Annotated in this window: 25 protein-coding genes; 7 read left to right on the forward strand and 18 right to left on the reverse strand. The window is 70.0% G+C overall.

Going from position 1 to position 19,620, the window contains the following annotated elements:
* Positions 1-11: 11 nt before the first annotated feature.
* From J8I35_RS03165 to J8I35_RS03185, 5 genes are all read right to left on the reverse strand, one after another.
* Positions 12-239 (reverse strand): hypothetical protein, encoded by a 228-nt coding sequence (locus J8I35_RS03165; protein ID WP_050014053.1) that lies wholly within the window; start codon positions 237-239, stop codon positions 12-14.
* Positions 240-506: 267 nt separating this feature from the next.
* Positions 507-836, reverse strand: a complete 330-nt coding sequence (locus tag J8I35_RS03170; protein ID WP_209924448.1) for a DUF1488 domain-containing protein — start codon at positions 834-836, stop codon at positions 507-509.
* Between the two features lie 4 nt (positions 837-840).
* Positions 841-1,389: a type 1 glutamine amidotransferase domain-containing protein gene (locus tag J8I35_RS03175; protein ID WP_209924449.1), complete on the reverse strand. Its 549-nt coding sequence runs from the start codon at positions 1,387-1,389 to the stop codon at positions 841-843.
* 275 nt (positions 1,390-1,664) lie between these two features.
* The gene (locus J8I35_RS03180; RefSeq protein ID WP_209924450.1) at positions 1,665-2,030 is read right to left on the reverse strand and encodes a DUF3022 domain-containing protein; all 366 of its coding nucleotides are present in this window, start codon (positions 2,028-2,030) and stop codon (positions 1,665-1,667) included.
* A gap of 85 nt (positions 2,031-2,115) precedes the next feature.
* Positions 2,116-2,592, reverse strand: coding sequence for a hypothetical protein (locus tag J8I35_RS03185; protein WP_209924451.1), 477 nt, complete (start codon positions 2,590-2,592; stop codon positions 2,116-2,118).
* A gap of 158 nt (positions 2,593-2,750) precedes the next feature.
* Here J8I35_RS03185 and J8I35_RS03190 point away from each other — a divergent pair, with 158 nt between their 5' ends.
* Positions 2,751-3,113 carry a DUF3175 domain-containing protein gene (locus J8I35_RS03190; protein WP_089490345.1) on the forward strand — a complete coding sequence of 121 codons (363 nt, stop codon included), beginning with the start codon at positions 2,751-2,753 and terminating at the stop codon, positions 3,111-3,113.
* Positions 3,114-3,155: 42 nt separating this feature from the next.
* Positions 3,156-4,478, forward strand: coding sequence for a cation:proton antiporter (locus tag J8I35_RS03195; protein WP_089490344.1), 1,323 nt, complete (start codon positions 3,156-3,158; stop codon positions 4,476-4,478).
* Positions 4,479-4,482: 4 nt separating this feature from the next.
* Here the strand turns inward: J8I35_RS03195 and ligD are convergent, their stop codons facing one another.
* The 12 genes from ligD to J8I35_RS03255 form a co-directional block, all read right to left on the reverse strand.
* Positions 4,483-7,293, reverse strand: coding sequence for a DNA ligase D (gene ligD / locus J8I35_RS03200; RefSeq protein ID WP_209924452.1), 2,811 nt, complete (start codon positions 7,291-7,293; stop codon positions 4,483-4,485).
* A gap of 57 nt (positions 7,294-7,350) precedes the next feature.
* On the reverse strand, positions 7,351-8,388 hold the full coding sequence (locus tag J8I35_RS03205; protein WP_209924453.1) for a Ku protein: 1,038 nt from the start codon (positions 8,386-8,388) through the stop codon (positions 7,351-7,353).
* Between the two features lie 102 nt (positions 8,389-8,490).
* Positions 8,491-10,596: a catalase HPII gene (gene katE, locus J8I35_RS03210; protein ID WP_209924454.1), complete on the reverse strand. Its 2,106-nt coding sequence runs from the start codon at positions 10,594-10,596 to the stop codon at positions 8,491-8,493.
* Positions 10,597-10,723: 127 nt separating this feature from the next.
* Positions 10,724-11,110: a DUF3022 domain-containing protein gene (locus tag J8I35_RS03215; RefSeq protein ID WP_209924455.1), complete on the reverse strand. Its 387-nt coding sequence runs from the start codon at positions 11,108-11,110 to the stop codon at positions 10,724-10,726.
* Positions 11,107-11,268, reverse strand: a complete 162-nt coding sequence (locus J8I35_RS03220; RefSeq protein WP_006498332.1) for a DUF1328 family protein — start codon at positions 11,266-11,268, stop codon at positions 11,107-11,109. The genes J8I35_RS03215 and J8I35_RS03220 overlap by 4 nt, the downstream gene beginning before the upstream one ends.
* Positions 11,269-11,314: 46 nt before the next feature.
* Positions 11,315-11,503, reverse strand: a complete 189-nt coding sequence (locus tag J8I35_RS03225; RefSeq protein WP_006498333.1) for a DUF3008 family protein — start codon at positions 11,501-11,503, stop codon at positions 11,315-11,317.
* A 71-nt stretch (positions 11,504-11,574) separates the two neighbouring features.
* Positions 11,575-13,008 (reverse strand): RNA polymerase factor sigma-54, encoded by a 1,434-nt coding sequence (locus tag J8I35_RS03230; RefSeq protein ID WP_124555903.1) that lies wholly within the window; start codon positions 13,006-13,008, stop codon positions 11,575-11,577.
* Positions 13,009-13,237: 229 nt separating this feature from the next.
* A complete protein-coding gene (locus J8I35_RS03235) occupies positions 13,238-13,747 on the reverse strand; it encodes a ferritin-like domain-containing protein (RefSeq protein ID WP_089490338.1) in 510 nt (169 codons plus the stop codon).
* Between the two features lie 51 nt (positions 13,748-13,798).
* Positions 13,799-14,104 (reverse strand): hypothetical protein, encoded by a 306-nt coding sequence (locus J8I35_RS03240; protein WP_089490337.1) that lies wholly within the window; start codon positions 14,102-14,104, stop codon positions 13,799-13,801.
* A gap of 53 nt (positions 14,105-14,157) precedes the next feature.
* On the reverse strand, positions 14,158-14,469 hold the full coding sequence (locus tag J8I35_RS03245) for a hypothetical protein (RefSeq protein WP_089490336.1): 312 nt from the start codon (positions 14,467-14,469) through the stop codon (positions 14,158-14,160).
* The gene (locus J8I35_RS03250) at positions 14,466-14,714 is read right to left on the reverse strand and encodes a hypothetical protein (RefSeq protein WP_209924456.1); all 249 of its coding nucleotides are present in this window, start codon (positions 14,712-14,714) and stop codon (positions 14,466-14,468) included. Before J8I35_RS03250 ends, J8I35_RS03245 begins: the two co-directional genes overlap by 4 nt.
* A 192-nt stretch (positions 14,715-14,906) precedes the next feature.
* Positions 14,907-15,212 carry a hypothetical protein gene (locus J8I35_RS03255; protein ID WP_027805702.1) on the reverse strand — a complete coding sequence of 102 codons (306 nt, stop codon included), beginning with the start codon at positions 15,210-15,212 and terminating at the stop codon, positions 14,907-14,909.
* A 170-nt stretch (positions 15,213-15,382) separates the two neighbouring features.
* Between J8I35_RS03255 and J8I35_RS03260 the strand changes: the two genes are divergently transcribed.
* The 3 genes from J8I35_RS03260 (at position 15,383) to J8I35_RS03270 (ending at position 16,731) form a co-directional block, all read left to right on the forward strand.
* A complete protein-coding gene (locus tag J8I35_RS03260; protein WP_050013986.1) occupies positions 15,383-15,637 on the forward strand; it encodes a hypothetical protein in 255 nt (84 codons plus the stop codon).
* Between the two features lie 87 nt (positions 15,638-15,724).
* Positions 15,725-16,156 carry a CBS domain-containing protein gene (locus tag J8I35_RS03265; protein ID WP_209924457.1) on the forward strand — a complete coding sequence of 144 codons (432 nt, stop codon included), beginning with the start codon at positions 15,725-15,727 and terminating at the stop codon, positions 16,154-16,156.
* A 92-nt stretch (positions 16,157-16,248) separates the two neighbouring features.
* Positions 16,249-16,731 (forward strand): PRC-barrel domain-containing protein, encoded by a 483-nt coding sequence (locus J8I35_RS03270; RefSeq protein ID WP_050013988.1) that lies wholly within the window; start codon positions 16,249-16,251, stop codon positions 16,729-16,731.
* Positions 16,732-16,861: 130 nt separating this feature from the next.
* On the opposite strand, the gene J8I35_RS03275 is transcribed toward J8I35_RS03270, so the two are convergent.
* Positions 16,862-17,341 (reverse strand): response regulator, encoded by a 480-nt coding sequence (locus J8I35_RS03275; protein WP_209924458.1) that lies wholly within the window; start codon positions 17,339-17,341, stop codon positions 16,862-16,864.
* A 233-nt stretch (positions 17,342-17,574) separates the two neighbouring features.
* Here J8I35_RS03275 and J8I35_RS03280 point away from each other — a divergent pair, with 233 nt between their 5' ends.
* Complete coding sequence (locus J8I35_RS03280) at positions 17,575-18,276, forward strand: UdgX family uracil-DNA binding protein (RefSeq protein ID WP_245170058.1); 702 nt, start codon at positions 17,575-17,577, stop codon at positions 18,274-18,276.
* Complete coding sequence (locus J8I35_RS03285) at positions 18,273-19,577, forward strand: divalent metal cation transporter (RefSeq protein ID WP_209924459.1); 1,305 nt, start codon at positions 18,273-18,275, stop codon at positions 19,575-19,577. The genes J8I35_RS03280 and J8I35_RS03285 overlap by 4 nt, the downstream gene beginning before the upstream one ends.
* Positions 19,578-19,620: the final 43 nt, after the last annotated feature.

Below are 19,620 nucleotides of genomic sequence, written 5' to 3' on the forward strand. Positions count from 1 at the left end.
GGCCCGGTGCGTCACGCTTCCGTGGCGTCGAACCGGGCCCCGTCCTGCCGCTGCACGCAGCGCAGGACCGACAGGCCGTCGGCAGTCAGCGCGGGCCGGTGTTGGCCGGACGCAGCGTCGCGCTCCATCACGATCAGGTGTTGTTCGACGAGCGCGACGATGTCGTCGCGGTCGATCTGGATCTGTTCCGGCGCGTGATGCGCCAGGAACAGCGCGGCAAATTCGTGTGCGGTCAGCATGCTCGTTTCCCCGTTGGCGGCGATGCGCGACGCGACACCGGCGTCGCATCGGCAGCGGCGCGAATCGTGCGCCGGCGACGTTACGGGCATGCAGGGAACGTGCCAATCGGTGTTATTCGAGTGGTGGCCGTGCGATGCGCGCGCCGCGCGATGTGGCACCGCACGGCGCGTTCGAGCCGCTGCAAAGTTTTCAACGGCATGTAAGGGCAGCGGGCCGCACACGGACGGCGTAAAAGCGGGCGCAACACCTGGGGACTGCGCCGCCGCTCACGACCCCCGCGGGCCAAACAACCCAGCCCGCGCACGCCCGGCCGGCGCACGGAAATACCCGCTGTGCAGCACCACGTCGTGGTTGCCGCTCGCCAGCACGTCCGCGCACGCGGCTTCGATACGCGCACGGCCGCGCTCGAACGCGTCGCGCAAATCGGCCTCCAGCGCGGAGTGCGCGCCGAAATGATCTTCCAGCGCCTCGACGGTGATCGCGCAGGCGTGCGGCACCCCGTCGACGTCGACGACGAAGCGCAACTGCAGCGCCGCGCCGTCGAACGTGGGCGGTTCGTCGGTCAGCGTCACGCGGCGTGGGGAATCGGCCGGCATCGGCTCAGGCCCTCCGCGACGCGAGGCGCTCGATCAGCGCGCCGTTGAATGCGGGCAGATCGTCCGGCTTGCGGCTCGTGATCAGGTTGCCGTCGCGCACGACTTCCTCGTCCACCCACTTGCCGCCCGCGTGACGGATGTCGTCCTGCAGGCTCGGCCAGCTCGTCATCGTCTTGCCTTCGACGAGCCCGGCCGATACCAGCAGCCAGCCGCCGTGGCAGATCGCGGCGATCGGCTTGCCGGCGCCGACGGCCGCCGTCACGAATTCACGCGCGGCCGGCACCATCCGGATCGCATCGCCGTTGATGACGCCGCCCGGCAGCACGACCGCGTCGTAGTCGCCTTCGCGCGCATCGTCGAACGTGCGGTCGACCTTCACGCGCTCGCCCTTGTCGACGTGCCGGAAACCCTGGATCTCGCCGCGCTGCTGCGAAATCACGTCCACCTGCGCGCCTTCGGCCGCAAGCGCGCGCTGCGGTTCGACGAGCTCGGCTTCCTCGAAGCCGTCGACCGCAAGAATCGCTACCTTGCAATGATCCAGCCTGCCGCTCATGAATGCCTCCGTGGATGGGATGGGGATAGAGACAGGTCGGCACATGTCGTGCCGTTGCCTGTCGCGCAGCAATCGCCGTTCCGGCCGCGGAAGCCGCTGCCCATGTGCGTCGTCACGCCGTGCGTAGCGCGGCACAAAGGGGAACGACCCGCCATCGATGGCGGTCACCCGCGAACGGGCAGGACCGGCCGCTGCACGTCGCCGCGCCCGGCTGCAAAGATTTCAACGGGATGTAACGCAACGCCGCGGCGACGCCGCACGTCGATCCGATGCGATTACTGCAGATGACGGGCGACGTCGAGCATCGCGTCGGTCAGCTCGACCGTCAGCGTCAGGTTTTCGCCGGTATCGGGCAATTGCTCGAGCGTCTGCTGCACGGCGTCGTGCAGCATCGCGTGCACGCGCATCCGCGCGCCTTCGTCGAGATCCGCGTAGCGTTCCATCGTCGAGCATTCGAGCGCGAGCACGACCGAATGCCGGGCCGCCTCGGGCGGCGCCTCGACGGCGTTCGCCCACGCTGCGTGGAACATGACCCTGCCCGTTTCGACGTCCACGTGGACCGTCGTGTCGAGATCGTCCATGTCGCTTGCCTCGCCGTCGATCTCGTCGTGCTCCAGGAAAATCCGGGAATTCGATTGCATGATGTCCTCCTGCGTGGTGGCGGTGCGCCCGTCCCGGGAAACCGCGCCGCCATCGCGCCGTGCCGGCCGCGCCGGCACGACACCGTCAATAACCGCTGGACCCGCCGCCCGTGCCGCCGGCCCCGCCGCCGCCCGTGCCCGTCGAGCCCGCCGAACCGCCGTTGCCGGCGCCCGTGCCGCTCGTTCCACCCGAGCCGCCCATACCGCCCGACCCGCCGGCGCCGCCAGAGCCGCCGCCGACACCGCCGCCCGCGGCGCCGCTACCGCCCTGGCCCGCGCCGTTCGGGCCGCCGCCCGGCTTCACGTGGCCGGCCGCCCCGCTATGCGAACGCATCCCGTGCTTCGCGCCATGCCGTTGCGTGCCCGCCGGCGGAGGCGGCGCGGCCGTATTGCCGTTGGCGCTCGGCGTCGACATGTCCATCGACGGATTCGGCGCGCCGGTGCCCTCGTCCGAGCGCTGCGAATTCTGCGCCCACGCGGCCGGCGCGGCCGCGACGATCGCGACGGCCGCGCAGGCCAGCACGCGCCGCGCGACAAACTTCGATTCGAATACTGATTTCATGGCGTTTTCTCCCTATGGGTGATCGCGTGATGGAAATTCCTGCTCCGACGGCTCAGCAAGGCCCATGCCGTCACTGGCCGCGTTCGCGACGCGGCACGGGATTTGCGGCGCCTCTGTCCGCACGACCTTTCTGTCACCTCATACGGAGCCCCTGCCTGATGCCTTCCGCTTCCGCCTCTGCTTCCCATGCGCACGGCAAGCGCCACACGCGCCGCCCGGGCCGCGCGCGCAGCGCCGACCCGGCCCACCGCAAGCGCTGGTCCGGCGAAGTCACGCAAAAAAGCGATGCGCTCGACATCGAGCCCGACATCTTCAAATCCGACGATCCGGCCGCGATCGCGGCGTCGCTGAAGCACTCGGCCGAGCGCAGCCGTCGCCGCAAGGCGTCGCCGTTCCAGTCGGCGATGTCGATGCTGAACTTCTACGTGAACCGCGCGGGCCGCAACCTGCCGAAGACGCGCCGTACGACGCTCGAACGCGCGAAGCGGAAACTGCGCGAAGCCTTCGGCCGCAAGCCGTGACGGCTGGCGCGCCGCCCGTCTCCCTCCCTGCGATTCACACGCATGCACGAAACCCTCTGGTACCTGATCATCGGCGCCGTGCTGCTCGGCATGGGCGTCGTGACGTCGGCGCTGCGCCACCTGCCATGCAGCTCGGCCATGATTTACCTGGTGCTCGGCGTCGCGCTCGGCCCGGCCGGCGCCGGCCTGCTGCATCTCGACCTCGAACGCGACGGGCCGCTGCTGCGCGAGATCGTCGAAGTCGCGCTGCTGGTGTCGCTGTTCGCGATCGGGCTGCGGCTGCGCGTGCCGCTGTCCGACAAGCTGTGGCTCGTGCCGTGCCGTCTCGGGCTGCTCGCGATGATCGTCACCGTGCCGCTGCTCGCCGCATGCGCGGTGCTCGCGCTGGCCCTCGGCTGGGGCCCCGCGCTGCTGCTCGCGGCGATCCTCGCGCCGACCGACCCGGTGCTCGCGCACGACGTGCAGGTGCACGATCCGGGCGATCGCGACCTGGTGCGCTTCGCGTTGTCCGGCGAAGGCGGGATGAACGACGGCATCGCGCTGCCGTTCGCGCTCGCGGGGCTCGCGCTGTGCGGCGCACCGGGCGCCACGCACGGCATCCCGCCGCTGTCCGGCACGTTCGCGCTCGTCGCGCTGTGGGGCATCGCCGGTGCGGCCGCGATCGGCGGCGGGCTCGGCTGGGTCACGACGAAGACGATCGGGTGGCTGCGCACGCGCCACGGCCAGGCGCTCGGCCTCGAAGGCTTCTTCGCGCTCGCGCTGATCGTGCTGTCGTTCGGCGCCGCGCAGCTCGCGCACACGTTCGGCTTCATCGCGACGTTCGCGGCCGGCGTCGCGATGCGGTGGGTCGAGCATCGCGCGAGCGGCGACCGGCCACCGCGCGAAGTGATCGGCCAGATCGACTCGGAAGACGTGGTCGCCACCGAGAAGCATCCGGACAAAGCGCATGCGTTCATGGCCGAATCGGTGCTCGGCTTCACGATCGAGCTCGAACGGATCGCCGAAGCGATCGTGATGACGATGATCGGCAGCGTGCTCGCGACGTTGCCCGGCCCGCTGCTCACGTGGGGCGCCATCGCGCTGGCCGCCGCGCTGTTCGTCGTCGTGCGTCCGCTCGCGGTGCTGGTCACGCTCACCGGCTCGCGCGCGACGCATGCGCAGCGGCGGCTGATGGCGTGGTTCGGCATCCGCGGGATCGGTTCGTTCTACTACCTGCTGTTCGCGCTCGAGCACGGGCCGTCCGACGTGGTGCGCCCGCTCGCGGCGCCGGTGCTGGCCGTGGTATCGGCTTCGGTGGTCGCGCACGGGATCTCCGCGACGCCGCTGATGAACTGGTATTACCGGCTGCAGCAGCATCGGCGCTGACGCTTCACGCACCGGCGTCGAGCCGCGCCCGCATCGCCGCGGTGATGCGCTGGCGCGTGCTCGCATAGCCTTCCCACGGGTCGCGCTTCAGCGTGTCCAGCCGCTCGTGCAGCGTATCGATCGTCCATTGCGCGCCGCCCGTCGTGTCGGGCACCTCGTCCCAGTCGAGCGGCACCGACACGCCCATGCCGGGCCGCGCGCGCACCGAATACGCGGCGATCGTGCTCGCGCCGCGCCCGTTGCGCAGATAGTCGACGAAGATCTTGCCGCGCCGGTGGCGCGGCCCCATCGTCGCGGTGAAACGGTCGGGCAGCGTGCCGGCGACGTGCTGCGCGACCGCGCGCGAAAAGTCCTTCACGTCGTCCCAGCCCGCATGCCGCGTGAGCGGCACGACAACGTGCAGCCCCTTGCCGCCGCTCGTCTTGCAGAACGACACGAGCCCCAGCTCGTCGAGCAGCCCGCGCACGAGTTGCGCGGCATCGATCATCGTGCGCCACGGCAGCGCCGGGTCGGGATCGAGGTCGAACACGATGCGGTCCGGCCGCTCGATGTTCGACGCGTGCGCGTTCCACGTGTGCAGCTCGACCGTGCCCATCTGCGCGGCGCCGAGCAGCGCATCGACGCTGTCGATCGACAGCAGCGGCCCGTGGCCGGGATCGAGCCCTTCGTGCTGCGTGACGAACGGGATCTCGCGGCGCTCCGCGTGCTTCTGGAAGAACAGCTCGCCGGCGATGTCGCCCGGCGCGCGCACGAGCGATACGGGCCGGCCTTTCAGGTCGGCGAGCAGCCACGGCGCGACCCACTGCCAGTAACGCGCGAGATCGATCTTGCGCGTGCCGCTTTGCGGGTCGAGCACGCGCTCGGGATGCGTGATGCGCACGCGGCCGAGCGTGTCGGGGCCGGACGCGTCGCCTTCGGCGCGGGCGGCTGCACGAGAACGTGACGGGCGCTTGCGATCGGCGGTGTCGCGAGCGGCAGGCGATGCGCGCTTGCGTGTGTCGTCGTGCGGGGTCTGGCGTTGATCCATCGTCACCTCCGTTTCCGTGTGTTTCGGCATTTCGCGGACGATCTGCTCCGCCGGCTTGTCGTCGCGCAGCGCGATGAACGCGGCCTGTCGCACGATCCCGTCGCCGGTCCATTCCGCGAATTCGCATTCGGCGACGAGCGTCGGCTCGACCCAGTGCACGCGCGTGCGCGTGCGTTCGCGCGGCGGCGCATCGAACGGCATCGTGTCGCGTTCGTGCTTGCGCAGGATCGCGGCGAGACGGTCGAGCATCCGCGCGTCGAAGCCGGTGCCGACGCGGCCGACGTAGCGCAGCGGCGTCGGCCCGCGCCGCCGCTTGCCGGCCGGCGCCGGTTCGTGCACGCCGAGCAGCAGCGCGCCGAAGCCGTGCCGGCTACCGGACGGCTCCGTAAAGCCGCCGATCACGAACTCCTGCCGACGCCGGCATTTGAGCTTGATCCACGCAGGCGAACGACCGGCGCGGTAGCGCGAGTCCGCACGTTTGCCGATCAGCCCTTCGAGGCCGGTGTCGCACGCGCTCGCGATCAGCGACGCGACGTCTTCGCCGAGATCGGGCGAAAAGCGCACGCGCGCCGGGTCGCTGCTCGCGAGCAGCGGTTCGAGCAGCGCGCGACGCGCGGTGAGCGGCGCGTCGCGCAGGTCGTAGCCGTCGAGATAAGGCAGATCGAATACGAAGAAGGTGACCGTGTCCGAGCGGTCCGCGCCGAACGCGTTCTGCAGCGCCTGGAAATCGGGCAAGCCGTTCTCGCCGAGCACGACGGCCTCGCCGTCGAGCCATGCGTCGTCGACGTCGAGCGCCGCGAGCGCGTCGCGCTGCGCGCGCAGCTTCGCGGTCCAGTCGCGGCCTTCGCGCGTCATCAGCGTGACGCGCCGGCGAGCGCCCTTCCCCGCGATGCGCGCGAGGATCCGATAGCCGTCGAACTTCAGTTCGTAGCACCAGCCGCCGTGGGTCGGCGGCGCGTCGACCAGCGTCGCCAGTTGCGGGGCGACGCGCTCCGGCAGCGGCGCACGCACCGCGCCTTCGACCTGCGACGGATCGGCGGGGCGCGGGCTTTCGTGGCTTTCGTGGCTGGCGTCACTGGCGTGGCGCGCGTCATGTCCATCGCCGGCGTCACCCGTCGATCGACCGCGCCGAGCCGCGCGCTTGCGCGCCGCGCCGTTCGACGCGCCGACGTGCACACTCCCCGGCCGCTCGCCGACGACGTCGAAGTCATCGGCGCTGCGGGCGTCGTCGTCGCGCTCCTTGATCAGCAGCCACTGCTCCTGGCGCCCTTCCTGCCGCCCGCTGCGCACGAGCGCCCAGCCGCCGTGCAGCTTCTCGCCGTCGAGCCGGAACGACAGCTTGCCGGCCCGATAGCCTTCGCGTGCCCGCGCAACGCCGCCGTCCGGCGTCCACGTGCCCTCGTCCCAGACGACGACCGACCCCGCACCGTAATGCCCGGCCGGAATCTCGCCTTCGAACGACGCGTATTCGAGCGGATGGTCCTCGACGTGCACCGCGAGCCGCTTCACCTGCGGATCGAAGCTCGGCCCCTTCGGCACGGCCCACGACTTCAGCGTGCCGTCGAGTTCGAGCCGGAAGTCGTAGTGCAGCCGGCGCGCGTGGTGCTCCTGGATCACGAAGCGCAGCGGATGGCTTGCGCGCGCGGCAGGCTTCGCCTTCGGCTTCGTGCCCGCTTTCGTGTCGCCCTTCGCATCGGCCTTCGTGCGCCGCTTCCCGTGCGCGCCTTCGGGCTCGGGCGTTGCGCCGAAATGGCGCTTGCGGCGATACGGATCGAGCTTGCCGGCCATCGCGTCACCTCGTCGGAATCGGAGTCGAAATCGAAATCGGAGTCGGCGTGATCGGCGTCACGCCGCGTGCTTGCGGCGCGCGGCGGTCTTCTTCGCCGCATGGTCGCTCGCGGCGCCGCGTTTCGCGGCGGTCTTCTTCGCCGCGGTTTGGGTTGCCGCGGTTTTCGTCGTCGTGCCTTTCGATGCGGATTTCGAAGGCGGCTTGCGGCGCGCGCCGCCCCGCGACGATGACGATGACGACGGCGCCTCGTCCTCCCCTTCGTCGCGCTCGCCACGCAGATCCGCCGCCCGTGCACCGGCGCCGCCCTTCAGGCTGCGCTTCAGCAACTCGGTGAGATCGACGACGTTGCTCGCCGCGCGGCCGGTCTGCGCGGGCCGATCCTCGATCTCCTCGATCTTGCCCGCACGCACCTTGCGCTCGACCAGTTCGAGGATGTCGTCGCGAAACGTGTCGTGATATTCGTCGGGCGTCCAGGTGCCGGACATGTCGTCGATCAGCTTCTTCGCCATCCCGAGCTCGCGCGCGGTGACGCCCGCGCCCTTCGCGTCGCCGGCCGGCACCGACAGTTCGTCGAGCGGCCGCAGTTCTTCCTGCCAGCGCAGCGTGTCGAGCGCGAGTATCGGCCCGACCGGAATCAGTGCGCCCAGATGCTGGCGGTCGCGCATCACCACGAGCGCGATGCCGATCTTGCCGCTGTCCTTCAGCGCGTCGCGCAGCAGCGTATAGACCTTCTCGCCCTTGCGGTCCGGCACCAGGTAGTACGGCGTGTCGAGATAGAGGAACGACACGGCGTCCTCGTCGACGAAGGTCAGGATGTCGACGGTCTGCGTCGATTCCGGATTCGCCGCGCGGATCTCGTCGTCGGTGAGCACGACGTAGCGCTCCTTCTCGTACTCGTAGCCGCGCACGATGTCCTCGCGCGTGACTTCCTTGCCGGTGCGCTTGTTGATCTGCCGATAGCCGATCGGGTCCATCGAGCGCTTGTCGAGCATCCGGAACGACGGCTTCACGGTGCGCGTCGCCGGAAACAGCTGCACGGGCACGTGCACGAGCCCGAAGCTGATCGCGCCTTTCCATATCATCCGCGGTGCCATGCGTGTTCCTCCTTGCCGAATGCGCGCCCACCCGAAGGCAGGCGCGCGGTACGGCGCAAACCGCTGTCGGCCGCTTCTGGCCGCTTTGGGCCGCTTTCGGCCCTATGCCGGCAGCTCCGCCGCCTGCTGTTCGCGCGCCCAGACGCGATGCCGGCCGAGGTGATCCGACAGCGTGTTCAGTACCTTGTCCATATCGACGGGCTGCCCGACGCACACGCCCTCGGCCGGGTCCGGCAGGTGCGCGGCGCTGAGCAGTTGCCGCCCCGAGCCGACGGCCGCGATCGGCTTCAGGTGCTTGAACGCCTCGCGCACGAAATGGCGGGCCTCGGCGCTATGCGCGAGATCGCGGCCATCGCCGTCGCCGCCGCACACGAATACCGCGTCGAACATCACCGACGGCATGCCGACCAGTGTCGACTCCGGCACGATGCCGCCGATCGGCGCGAGCGTCGGCGCGACGATCGTCGGCACCGCGTGCGCGGCGAGCAACGCGTCGCGCACCTGCTCGACCAGCACCTGATTCACGCCGGGCGTCGCGATCAGCGCGATCTTGCGCGAGCGGATGCCGGGCTTCGCGCGGCCGATCAGGCTCAGCGCCGGCGAACGCTGCGCGACGACCGGCGTCGCGCCCGCCTGCGGCGCAGGCAGCCCGAGCCGTTCGGCGACCTGCGCGGCGAGCCCCGCGTCGAAGCGCGCGATGATCTCGTTGACCACGCGCTCGCGAATGTGCGGCTGCGTCACCTTGCCGAGCTCGAAGCAGTACGCGTCGCGGATATGCCGCTGCTCGATGTCGGTCATGCTCTGGTAGAACAGCGCGGCCTGCGAGAAATGGTCGGCAAACGATTCGCTGCGCACGCGCACCTTGTGGCCTTCGAGCGGCTCGGGCACGGTCTCGAACCCGCCGCCGGACGGCGCGGGCGGCGTCTCGCGCGGCCAGCCGCCGCTCGTCGAATTCGGCTCGTACGACGCCTGCCCGACGTTGATCGTCTGCCGATGCATCGCGTCGCGCTGGTTGTTCGCGAACGGGCACACCGGCCGGTTGATCGGAATCTCGTGGAAGTTCGGACCGCCGAGCCGGCTCAGTTGCGTGTCCGTGTACGAGAACAGCCGCCCCTGCAGCAGCGGGTCGTTCGTGAAATCGATGCCCGGCACCACGTGGCCCGGGTGAAACGCGACCTGCTCGGTCTCCGCGAAAAAGTTGTCGGGGTTGCGGTTCAGCGTCATCCGGCCGATCGGCCGCACCGGCACGCGTTCTTCCGGCACGAGCTTGGTCGGGTCCAGCAGGTCGAATTCGAATTTGTCCGCATCGGCCGGGTCGATCATCTGCACGCCGAGTTCGAACTCCGGATAGTCGCCGCGCTCGATCGCGGTCCACAGGTCGCGCCGGTTGAAATCCGGATCGTGGCCGGCGATCCGCTGCGCCTCGTCCCACAGCAGCGAATACGCGCCGCTCACGGGCCGCCAGTGAAATTTCACGAAACGCTCGACGCCGGCCGCGTTCACGAAGCGGAACGTGTGCACGCCGAAGCCGTCCATCGCGCGATAGCTGGCCGGCAGCGCACGGTCCGACATCAGCCACAGCACCATGTGCGTCGTTTCCGGCACCAGCGACACGAAATCCCAAAAGGTGTCGTGCGCGGACGCGCCGGTCGGCATCTCGTTCGGCGCCTCGGGCTTCACCGCGTGCACGAAGTCGGGAAACTTGATCGCGTCCTGGATGAAGAACACCGGCATGTTGTTGCCGACGAGGTCGTAGTTGCCTTCCTCGGTATAGAACTTCACCGCGAAGCCGCGCACGTCGCGCACGGTGTCGGACGAGCCGCGCGGCCCCTGCACGGTCGAGAAGCGCACGTAGACCGGCGTTTCGGCGGCCGGGTCCTGCAGGAACGCGGCCTTCGTGTAGTCGGCCATCGGTTCGTACACGCGGAACACGCCATGCGCGGCCGAGCCGCGCGCATGCACCACCCGCTCCGGAATGCGCTCGTGATCGAAATGCGTGATCTTTTCGCGCATGATGAAGTCTTCGAGCAGCGACGGCCCGCGCGCGCCGCCGCGCAGCGTGTTCTGGTTATCGGCGATCCGCACGCCCTGGTTGGTCCGCAGCGCCTCGCCGTCGGGCCGCGCACGGTGCTCGTCGAGCTGACGCGACTTCGCGCTGTCGTGCGGTTGCGTCGGGGGCGTCTTGCCGGCGGATGGGGGAGTCGTCATCGTCAGGTATCCTCTTGGAATTCGGTAGGAAGCCGCTGCCGCACGGCGCCGCGCCGCGGCGCGCGCGTGCGGACGGCAGGGAAAGCCGGCCCGGCGTGCCGCGAACGGCCGCGGGCCGGTGGCGGCGTCAGGGCGCGCGCAGCGCCGCGTCGAATTCCGCGGCCGTCACGTCGAGCGCGACGTTGCATTCGATCGCGGCGTCCTCGACGCGCGGCTTGTGCTCGTCCACCGCGCGCCGCGCACGGTCGCACAGCTGCGTGCGCACGCGCAGCCGGTCGGCCGTGTCGAGCGTCGCGTAGCGTTCGATCACGTCCGCGTCGAACCGCATCTCGACCGTGCAGCGCCATTCGCGCGCGTCCTCGTCGGACGGCACGCGCACCCACGACACGTGGATCGTCAGCCGCCCGGACGCGTCGTCCGCATGCACGACGACGGTCGACTGCGACGGAAAACCGATCGCGAACGCGTGCTCGAGTTCCGCGACGCGCTGCGACCGGTCGGGCATCACGTTCATCGTCGCACGACGCCCAGCAGCAACGTGACCAGGAAGATCACGACGAAGATGTAGAACAGGATCTTCGCGATCTCGGCCGCACCGGCCGCGATGCCGCCGAAGCCGAACACGGCGGCAATGATCGCGATGACGAAGAAGATGATGGCGTATCGAAGCATGGAACCCTCCTGGATGACTGCAGTCGTCACTAAACGTCGGCGCCGATCACGCATCGTGCTTGTGTTTCGGTTTGCCGTGCGTGGGTGTGGAAGCCATTTTCTCGAGCTCCTTCTCGCTCATCGACTTGGCCATCGATTTCGACGGCGGCTTCAGGTCCTTCATTTTCGTGTCACCGCGCTTGGCCGACAGCGCGGCCCCGGCGGCGCGCTGCTGAGCCTGGGATTTGGCTGGCATGGTTGCGCTCCTCTCGTTGGCGCGCGAGCCGACGCGACGCGCGGCACGCGCGGGTTGGAACAATGAGGCCGTCACGCGGCGTCGCGACGCCGCAGGTCGGCCGGCGGAATCTTCATCGCCTGGCGATACTTGGTCACCGTGCGACGCGCAAGAAGAATGCCGCGGCCCGCGAGGTTCTCCGCGAGCGCGACGTCGGACAGCGGGTCGGTATGCCGCTCTGCCGCGATCATGTCGCGGATCAGCACCTTCGCGGCCGACGCCGAACACACGCCCTTGCCGGCCGCCTCGAGCTTGCGCGGGAAGAAATGCTTGAACTCGAACGTGCCGTGCGGCGTGGCCATGTACTTGTTGCCGGTCGCGCGGGAGACGGTCGATTCGTGCAGGTCGAGCTCTTCCGCGATGTCGCGCAGCACGAGCGGCTTCATCGCGATCTCGCCGTAGCGGAAGAAATCGCGCTGACGCGCGACGATGCATTCGCCCACGCGCTGGATCGTGTCGAAGCGCTTCTGCACGTTGCGGATCAGCCAGCGCGCTTCCTGCAACTGCTGGCCGAGCGGCGAATCGCGTTCGCCGCTCGACTGCGCGAACAGCGTCGCATAGCGCTCGTGCAAGCGGGCGCGCGGCAGCACGGCTGGATTGATCGTCACGATCCATTCGTCGCGCACCTGGCGCACGATCACGTCGGGCACCACGTAGTCGCCGCGCGTGCTGCCGTAGTGATTGCCGGGGCGCGGATCGAGCCCGCGCACCAGCGCGCAGGCCGCCTGCAGCGTGTGCGCGTTGCAGCCGAGGCGCCGCTGGATCTCGGCCGTCTCGCGGCGCGCGAGCCGCTCCAGATGCTCGCGTGCGATCGCCTTCGCTTCCGCGAGCGCCGGCGTGCCGGCCGGAATCGCGTCGAGCTGCAGCACCAGGCACTCGGACAACGAGCGGGCCGCGATGCCCGGCCGGTCGAGCATCTGCACGAGCCGCAGCGCGACCGCCAGATCCTGCTCCGACAGCAGCAAGGCCGGATCGGCGGCGACCAGCAGTTCGGCCAGCTCCTGACGCAGATAGCCGTCGTCGTCCAGCGCATCGATCACAAGGCGCGCGGCTTCGCGGTCGCGCCTGTTGAGCGGATAGAGTCGCAGCGCATCGTGCAGCTGCTGATGCAGCGACGGCTCGGCGGCCATCCATTCGCCCGGCGACAGGCCGTCCGCGTCGTCGCCCTGACGGCTCGTGCCGCGCGGCGCGGGCGCGGCCGTAAACGGCACCTCGCCGTCCGGCGGGCGGATGTCGTCGCGCTCGGGCGCCGCGTCGGGCGCCGCCGCTTCGGGCGGCTGCTCGGGGGTCGCCGCAGCGGTTTCGTCGTCGCTCTGGCCGTCTTCCAGAAACGGGTTCATGTCGAGCGCTTGGCGCAATTCCTGTTGAAACTCGAGCGAGGACAACTGAAGCAGTCGCAGCGACTGCTGGAGCCTCGGCGTAAGTGCCAGATGCTGTCGCATCTGCAGCGCAAGCGAGACGGGCATCGAAAGCCTCCTGACGTGGGGTTCGCGGGTTCGCGGTATGTCTTCTCCCGGACGTCATGCAGCTTCCATGCCAGTCGCGCGAAGCGCGCTGCGACGCGGCTCTCGCCGGTTCGCGCCCCGTTTCGCCGCGTGCGAGAGCCGCTTTTTTACAAGCCGGGGGCAAGTTAGGGGGCACGTATTTCGCTCGCGGGAGACGACGCACGCCGGAAGCGGCTCGGCGGCCGCGCGGCTATCGTTTCGCGTCGATGCGGTCGACCGCCGAACGGTCGAGAAACGCGGTCGTCAACTCGGGCAGATGGCGCAGCAGCCACGCAGCCATGTCGCGCTCCTGCTGCAGGATCCGCTCGCAACACGCGCGGATTTCGTCTTCGCCCGCAGCTTGCGCGGCCGCGACGAGCGCCGTGTAGGCGGCGATCTCGAGCTGCGAGAACGCGTAAGCGGCGAGCGCCGTCTTCACGACTTCGTCGTCCGCGAGCATGCCGCTCGCGACCTGCCCGTACGCGGCGACGCGCGCGGCGAGATCCTTGGTCGCCGACGGCGACGTGCCGAGCCGCATCAGGCACGCTTCGACGAGCGCCTGCTGGCCGAGCGTGGCGTCGAGATGCAGCCGCAGCCGGTCCTGCAGTTGCGGATAGTGGTCGACCCGCTTCATCTGCGCGTCGATCATCGTCTCGGCCTGGCGCTCCATCGCGTACGCATCGCGCAGCCAGTCCTCCAGGTGCTCATGCTGATTCGCCATCGCGTTCCTCCGGCCGCATCGCGGTGCGGCATGCCGTGACGCGTCGTGTCGTCAGTACTGCATCGGCGGCGGCGTGCCCGGCAGCGGCCGGTCGCTCTGCGTGCCGTTCGGGCCCGGCGGCGGCACGTCTGCCGGTACGTCGACGGTCGTGCCCGGCGGCATCGTGTTGCCCGGCGACGGACGCGTGTCGTAGCGCGTGTTCGCGTCCGGCATCGTCGTGGTCGACTGCGCGCCGCGCCCGTCGGGCGGCGCGGGCGGCGCCGCATGCGTGCCGTACGGGCCGCTGGCCGGTTGCGTGCATGCGCCCAGCGCGCACGCCGCGGCGAACGCACAGGCTATCGTCTGGATCGTGTTCATCGAGTCCTCCTCCCTGGAATCGACGGCTCCGGGCTACACCGTGGCGGCACGGCTCAGAGCCGGTTGAAATGGAAATCGCCCGCGTACGCGGTCGGTGCGCGGCGCGCCATCATCGTGTCGAATTCGGCCGCGACGCGCGTGAGCGTGCCGCGTTGCCGGTCGATGTCGGCCCGTTCGAGCGCGCCGAACGCATCGGCGTCGAACGTCACGGTCAGCGACGCCGGATGGCCGTCGACGCGAAAGCCGATATGCAATGCGCCGGCCGGGTGCTCCTCGACGTGGAACGGCATCGCGCGCGCCTCGAAATGGCGGCCGAGCGTTTCGGCGAGGTCGCGCAGCATGCCGGGTTTCACGCGGATGCTCATTGCAGTCCCTCCCTTCGTCTCGGCGGCATCGCGCCCGCCGGCCCTGCACGCACCGGGGGCTCCGGCGACGGCGGATCGCGTTCCGGCGGCGCATGCCCCGGCGGATCGCCCTCCGGTTCCCGGTACGGTTCGGGCATGTCCGGCGGCACGTCGTCGGGATCGGGCGGCGCGGGGTCCGGCTCGATGTCGGGCAACGGCGGTTCGGGCCGTTGCAGCCACTGCGCAGATTCGTGTGTCATCGGCATTCATTCCCTCGTTGCGGAGTTCGGGTCGGGATCGGCGCGACGCGCCGCGTACCGAAGATTCGCAAGCCGCGTGCCATCCGTTCGGGTGGCCGCACGCGGGGGGCCGGCGGGGATCGATACGCAGTCGCGCGGGCCGGCGCGGCGCGCCGTGCCTTCGCTACACCGCTCGCTGCAAATCTTGCAAGCACGCCGCTACGCGTCGTACGCGGCCATCACGAGCCACAGCTCGCGGCCGTCGTCGCGCACGCGCGCAGCAAGCGCATACGGATCCGACGGCTCGCACGCGCGCTGCAGCGCGAAGCGCGCGGGTTCGGTCGCGCCGAACGTCTCGTCGCCGAGCGGCCGCACGTCGGCCTTGCCTTCGAACATCCGGCGCTCGGGCCGGTAGATCAGCGGTTCGTGTTTCCACGTATCGAAATGGCTTTTCACCGAATCGAATCCGCCGCCGCATACATTGATTTCGTAGCGCACCCCTGGTCGTCGTTTCGGAATCGTCATCGTGCCTCCCGCTCGATGTGCGCGCAGCAGGCACCCTGTTGCGCCGTGTCGTCATGGTCGTCGTCGTCGTGGTCGTCGCCGTCGCAGCGGCAAGTCGCGTGCCGTGCGTGCGGAGCGGGAACGCGGGTTGCGCCACAGGCGGCTCCTCGTCACCCATACGGAGCACCGCCATGAAGGATTCGACCCGGCACGGCCAAGACGCACCGGCGCGCGAGCGGCAGCCCGACCCGCAACCCCCGCTGAAGGACCAGGACCACACGCGCACGCGCCATTCGGAGCGCCATATCGACAAGCAGCTCGAGGACACGTTTCCGGCCAGCGACCCGCCCGCGACCGGCGGCGTCACGCGCATCGAGCCCGACACGCCGCCCGGCACGCACGACGGCGGGCCGTGGGACGACAAGCGCAAACGCGACGACAAGTGACGAGACGAGCCGCGTGCACGGCACGCGGTTTGCTGGATCGCAACAGCCGCATCGGCACATTGCTTCAACACCCGCAAGGAGAATTTCATGCATCGCGTCAACGAAATCATGTCGCAGGACGTCGTGCGGATCGCCCCGACCGACTCGATCCGTCACGCCGCCCAACTGATGGAGCGCTACGACATCGGCGCGCTGCCCGTGTGCGACAACAACCGGCTGATCGGGATGGTGACGGACCGCGACCTCGCGGTGCGCGCGATCTCGGCCGGCAAGCCGCCGGAGACGCGAATCCACGAGGTCGCATCCGGCCCGATCGAATGGTGCTTCGACGACGATCCGCTGGACGAGATCCAGCACTACATGGCCGACGCGCAACTGCGCCGGCTGCCCGTCGTCGATCACGACAAGCGACTGGTCGGCATGCTGTCGCTCGCCGACATCGCGACGCGCACGGCCAGCCCCGAGCGCGACGACGTCGCGAACACGCTGGAAGGCGTGTCGCAACCGAAGCAGAGGTGACGGAGCGATTCCCGCTTCGCCTCGACAACCCGCGCGACCCGCAGGGCCCGCCCCCCGGGCACGGTCGCGCCCCACGCAGCCAGGAGGAAACCATGCAGACTTCCGATCAAGGTCAGACCCGCATCATCGGCAAGGGCGCCGCGACGGCGGCCGGCCCCGGCCCCGACGTGATGGCGGCCGATACGCTGGAAGGCGACAAGGTCTACACGACCGACGGCGACGATGTCGGCAAGATCAAGGACATCATGCTCGACGTGCGCTCGGGCCGCATCGCGTACGCGGTGCTGTCGAGCGGCGGCATCCTCGGCATCGGCGACAAGCTGCACGCGATCCCGTGGAGCGCGCTGACGCTCGACACCGAACGCAAGTGCTTCCTGCTGTCGGTTTCGTCCGAGCGGATTCGCAATGCGCCGGGGTTCGACAAGGACCACTGGCCGGCGATGGCCGATCCGCAATGGGCCGAGCCGCTGCACGAGTTCTACGGGAGCACGCCGTATTGGAGCGCCGGCGACGAACTCGGGCTGACCGACCCGACCGAGGACCTCGACGATCCGCGCACGCGCGGCCGTCACTGACCGTCCCGTGACGCGCGTCGGTTCGCCGGCGCCTGCGTTCCGCATTCATTCGACACGCCCCGCTCGCGCGGGGCGTTTTTTTGTCCTCGCGCCGCGGCGCGGGCGGCGCGTCCGGCACCCGCCAGCCTTTTTACAAGGAGCGTGTAACGTCCTCGTCGGGCCTCACGGCGCCGCCGCTCGCCGATTCGAGGTAGCCCAGCAGCCGGTGCGGCGTCAGCGGCTTCGCGCAGTGCGCGTCGAAGCCGGCTTCCTTCGCCCGTTCGCAATCGCGCCGCGACGCGAGCCCGCTGCACGCGACCAGCAGCATGTCCGACGTTCGCGGATCGCGCCGTAGCAGCGCCGCGAGCTGCAACCCGTCGAGGCCCGGCATCGCGATGTCGAGCACGACCGCGAATGGCTGCCAGTCGCGCGCGACGTCGCACACGGCGAACGGATCGTCGGCGACGCGGCACTCGAAGCCGCGCGCCTCCAGCAGCAGGCGCAGCGCATCCGCCGCATCGCGATAGTCGTCGACGACCAGCACGCGGCGCGGACGGCGCGGCACGCTGTCGGGTGCGCGCCACAGCAGCACGTCGTCGGCGGCCGGATCGTCGCCGGGGTCGGGTTGCATCGTGCTTCTCCTGTCGTTGGACCGGCTTGCCCCGCAAGGCGCGCGCCCATACCGACTGCATGCGGCATGCCGGTTGCTGCATCTTTCGCATCGTCGACCCGGGAGTCCTTCATGCGCGCGATGCGGCTTCAAGCGTCCGGTTTGCGTCCCTCTGCGCGTGCGACCGCGCGCGCGCCGGCATGTTCCGCGCGATCGCGGCGCGCCGCTGTTTCGGCCTGCGCCGGAGGCGCCGCATGACCCGTAAGGCACCCGACCGTCCGAAGTCGACGTCGACGCCGACGCCGAAACCGACGGCGACGGCGACGCCAACCGACGACGATGCGCCGGCCACGCTCGACGCGTGCCGCCGCTGCGCGCTGTGGGAACACGCGACGCAACCGGTGCCGGGTGCCGGCCCGGTCGACGCGCCGATCATGCTGGTCGGCGAACAGCCGGGCGACCAGGAGGACCGCACGGGCCTGCCGTTCGTCGGCGCGGCCGGCCGCATGCTCGACCGCGCACTCGACGACGCCGGGATCGAACGCTCGCACGTCTACCTGACGAACGCGGTCAAGCATTTCAAATGGGAACCGCGCGGCAAGCGGCGGCTGCACAAGACGCCGGCGCAGCGCGAAGTGGCCGCGTGCCATTACTGGCTCGAGCGCGAGCTCGAAGCCGTCCAGCCGCGCGTGGTGGTCGCGCTCGGCGCGACGGCGCTGCGCGCGGTGCTGCAGGACAACGACGCGACGCTGGAGCGCACGCGCGCCCCGGTGCGCACCGCCGACGGCCGGCTCGTCGTCGCGACCTATCACCCGTCGTACGTGCTGCGCACGCGCGGCGCCGATTCCCGCGAACACGCGTACCGCACGCTGGTCGATGCGTTGCGCACCGCGTCGCGCCTCGCACGCGAGCGGCGGCACGGCGGCGCTCGCCCGTCGCACGGGGACGCCGGATGAGCGGACTGGACGAAGACGCGCGGCCGGCAGCCGACGCGCCGCCGACCGCCGCGAAACCGTGGTATCGGCGGCTCGGCCCCGGCCTGCTCGCGGGCGCGTCCGACGCCGATCCGAGCAACGTCGCCGTCTACGCGCAGGCCGGCAGCCAGTTCGGTTTCAACATGCTGTGGATGATCGTCGTCACGCTGCCGATGATGGTCGCCGTGCAACTCGCGGCGGCGTTCATCGGGCGACGCAATCGCGAAGGGCTCGTGGCCGGCATCCGCGAACACTTCTCCGATCGCCTCGCGAAGACGCTGATCGTGATGGTCGTGATCGTCAACGTGGTGAATGTCGGCGCCGATCTCGCCGCGATGGGCGATGCGACGGCGCTCGTCGTCGGCGGCCGCAGCTACTGGTATGCGCCGGTCTACGGCCTGGCGTCGCTCGCGCTGCAGGTGCTGCTGTCGTATGAGCGCTACGCGCGCTGGCTCAAATGGATGACGCTCGGCCTGCTCGCGTACGTGATCGAACTCGGCTTCGTGCACGTCGACTGGAGCAACCTGCTGCATGCGATCGCGCTGCCGCACATTTCGTTCACGCACGACTATGCGACGACCGCGGTCGCGGTGCTCGGCACGACGCTGAGCCCCTATCTGTTCGTGTGGCAGGCCGCGCTCGAGGTCGAGGAAACCCAGGCGGAGCGCCGCAACGGCGATGCGTCGTGCGCACCGGGCGCGCGCCGCGAGACCGAACAGCGCATCACGTTCGACACGTGGAGCGGCATGATCGTCACCAACGCGGTGTCGTTCTGCATCATGGTGATCGGCGCGGCCGTGTTCTTCGCGCACGGCCGGCACGACATCGGCAGCACCGCGCAGGCCGCCGAGGCGCTGCGGCCGATCGCCGGCGAAGCCGCGTTCCTGGTGTTCGCGTTCGGCATCGTCGGCTGCGGGCTGCTCGCGATTCCGGCATTCGCGGGCAGCGCCGCCTACGGTTGCGCGGAAGCGTGGCGGTTTCGCGAAGGGCTGAACGAGCCGGTGAGGCGCGCGCCCGCGTTCTACACGGTGCTGGCGCTGTGCGTGATCGTCGGCATCGCGATCTGCTTCAGTCCGATCGACCCGATCCGCGCGCTGTACTGGAGCGCCGTGCTCAACGGCGTCGCGGCGGTGCCGATGCTCGTGTTCGTGATGCTGCTGTCGCAGAAGCGCGATGCGGCCGGCCAGCCCGGCAGCGGCCCGGTATCGAAACTGCTGGGCTGGCTGGCGGTCGCGCTGATGGCGGCGTCGGTGGTGACGATGATCGTCGACGTGCTGACGTGACGCATTCGGGCGGGACGCGCAGACGGTTGCGTACGCAACCGGA

The sequence above is a fragment of the Burkholderia sp. CpTa8-5 genome (assembly GCF_017815045.1).
GTDB classification, from domain to species: domain Bacteria; phylum Pseudomonadota; class Gammaproteobacteria; order Burkholderiales; family Burkholderiaceae; genus Burkholderia; species Burkholderia sola.

Coding starts and splice junctions, on each gene's coding strand:
- J8I35_RS03165 (WP_050014053.1), bottom strand. CDS start 239: ATGCTGACCGCACACGAATTTGCCGCGCTGTTCCTGGCGCATCACGCG.
- J8I35_RS03170 (WP_209924448.1), bottom strand. CDS start 836: ATGCCGGCCGATTCCCCACGCCGCGTGACGCTGACCGACGAACCGCCC.
- J8I35_RS03175 (WP_209924449.1), bottom strand. CDS start 1,389: ATGAGCGGCAGGCTGGATCATTGCAAGGTAGCGATTCTTGCGGTCGAC.
- J8I35_RS03180 (WP_209924450.1), bottom strand. CDS start 2,030: ATGCAATCGAATTCCCGGATTTTCCTGGAGCACGACGAGATCGACGGC.
- J8I35_RS03185 (WP_209924451.1), bottom strand. CDS start 2,592: ATGAAATCAGTATTCGAATCGAAGTTTGTCGCGCGGCGCGTGCTGGCC.
- J8I35_RS03190 (WP_089490345.1), top strand. CDS start 2,751: ATGCCTTCCGCTTCCGCCTCTGCTTCCCATGCGCACGGCAAGCGCCAC.
- J8I35_RS03195 (WP_089490344.1), top strand. CDS start 3,156: ATGCACGAAACCCTCTGGTACCTGATCATCGGCGCCGTGCTGCTCGGC.
- ligD (WP_209924452.1), bottom strand. CDS start 7,293: ATGGCCGGCAAGCTCGATCCGTATCGCCGCAAGCGCCATTTCGGCGCA.
- J8I35_RS03205 (WP_209924453.1), bottom strand. CDS start 8,388: ATGGCACCGCGGATGATATGGAAAGGCGCGATCAGCTTCGGGCTCGTG.
- katE (WP_209924454.1), bottom strand. CDS start 10,596: ATGACGACTCCCCCATCCGCCGGCAAGACGCCCCCGACGCAACCGCAC.
- J8I35_RS03215 (WP_209924455.1), bottom strand. CDS start 11,110: ATGAACGTGATGCCCGACCGGTCGCAGCGCGTCGCGGAACTCGAGCAC.
- J8I35_RS03220 (WP_006498332.1), bottom strand. CDS start 11,268: ATGCTTCGATACGCCATCATCTTCTTCGTCATCGCGATCATTGCCGCC.
- J8I35_RS03225 (WP_006498333.1), bottom strand. CDS start 11,503: ATGCCAGCCAAATCCCAGGCTCAGCAGCGCGCCGCCGGGGCCGCGCTG.
- J8I35_RS03230 (WP_124555903.1), bottom strand. CDS start 13,008: ATGCCCGTCTCGCTTGCGCTGCAGATGCGACAGCATCTGGCACTTACG.
- J8I35_RS03235 (WP_089490338.1), bottom strand. CDS start 13,747: ATGGCGAATCAGCATGAGCACCTGGAGGACTGGCTGCGCGATGCGTAC.
- J8I35_RS03240 (WP_089490337.1), bottom strand. CDS start 14,104: ATGAACACGATCCAGACGATAGCCTGTGCGTTCGCCGCGGCGTGCGCG.
- J8I35_RS03245 (WP_089490336.1), bottom strand. CDS start 14,469: ATGAGCATCCGCGTGAAACCCGGCATGCTGCGCGACCTCGCCGAAACG.
- J8I35_RS03250 (WP_209924456.1), bottom strand. CDS start 14,714: ATGCCGATGACACACGAATCTGCGCAGTGGCTGCAACGGCCCGAACCG.
- J8I35_RS03255 (WP_027805702.1), bottom strand. CDS start 15,212: ATGACGATTCCGAAACGACGACCAGGGGTGCGCTACGAAATCAATGTA.
- J8I35_RS03260 (WP_050013986.1), top strand. CDS start 15,383: ATGAAGGATTCGACCCGGCACGGCCAAGACGCACCGGCGCGCGAGCGG.
- J8I35_RS03265 (WP_209924457.1), top strand. CDS start 15,725: ATGCATCGCGTCAACGAAATCATGTCGCAGGACGTCGTGCGGATCGCC.
- J8I35_RS03270 (WP_050013988.1), top strand. CDS start 16,249: ATGCAGACTTCCGATCAAGGTCAGACCCGCATCATCGGCAAGGGCGCC.
- J8I35_RS03275 (WP_209924458.1), bottom strand. CDS start 17,341: ATGCAACCCGACCCCGGCGACGATCCGGCCGCCGACGACGTGCTGCTG.
- J8I35_RS03280 (WP_245170058.1), top strand. CDS start 17,575: ATGACCCGTAAGGCACCCGACCGTCCGAAGTCGACGTCGACGCCGACG.
- J8I35_RS03285 (WP_209924459.1), top strand. CDS start 18,273: ATGAGCGGACTGGACGAAGACGCGCGGCCGGCAGCCGACGCGCCGCCG.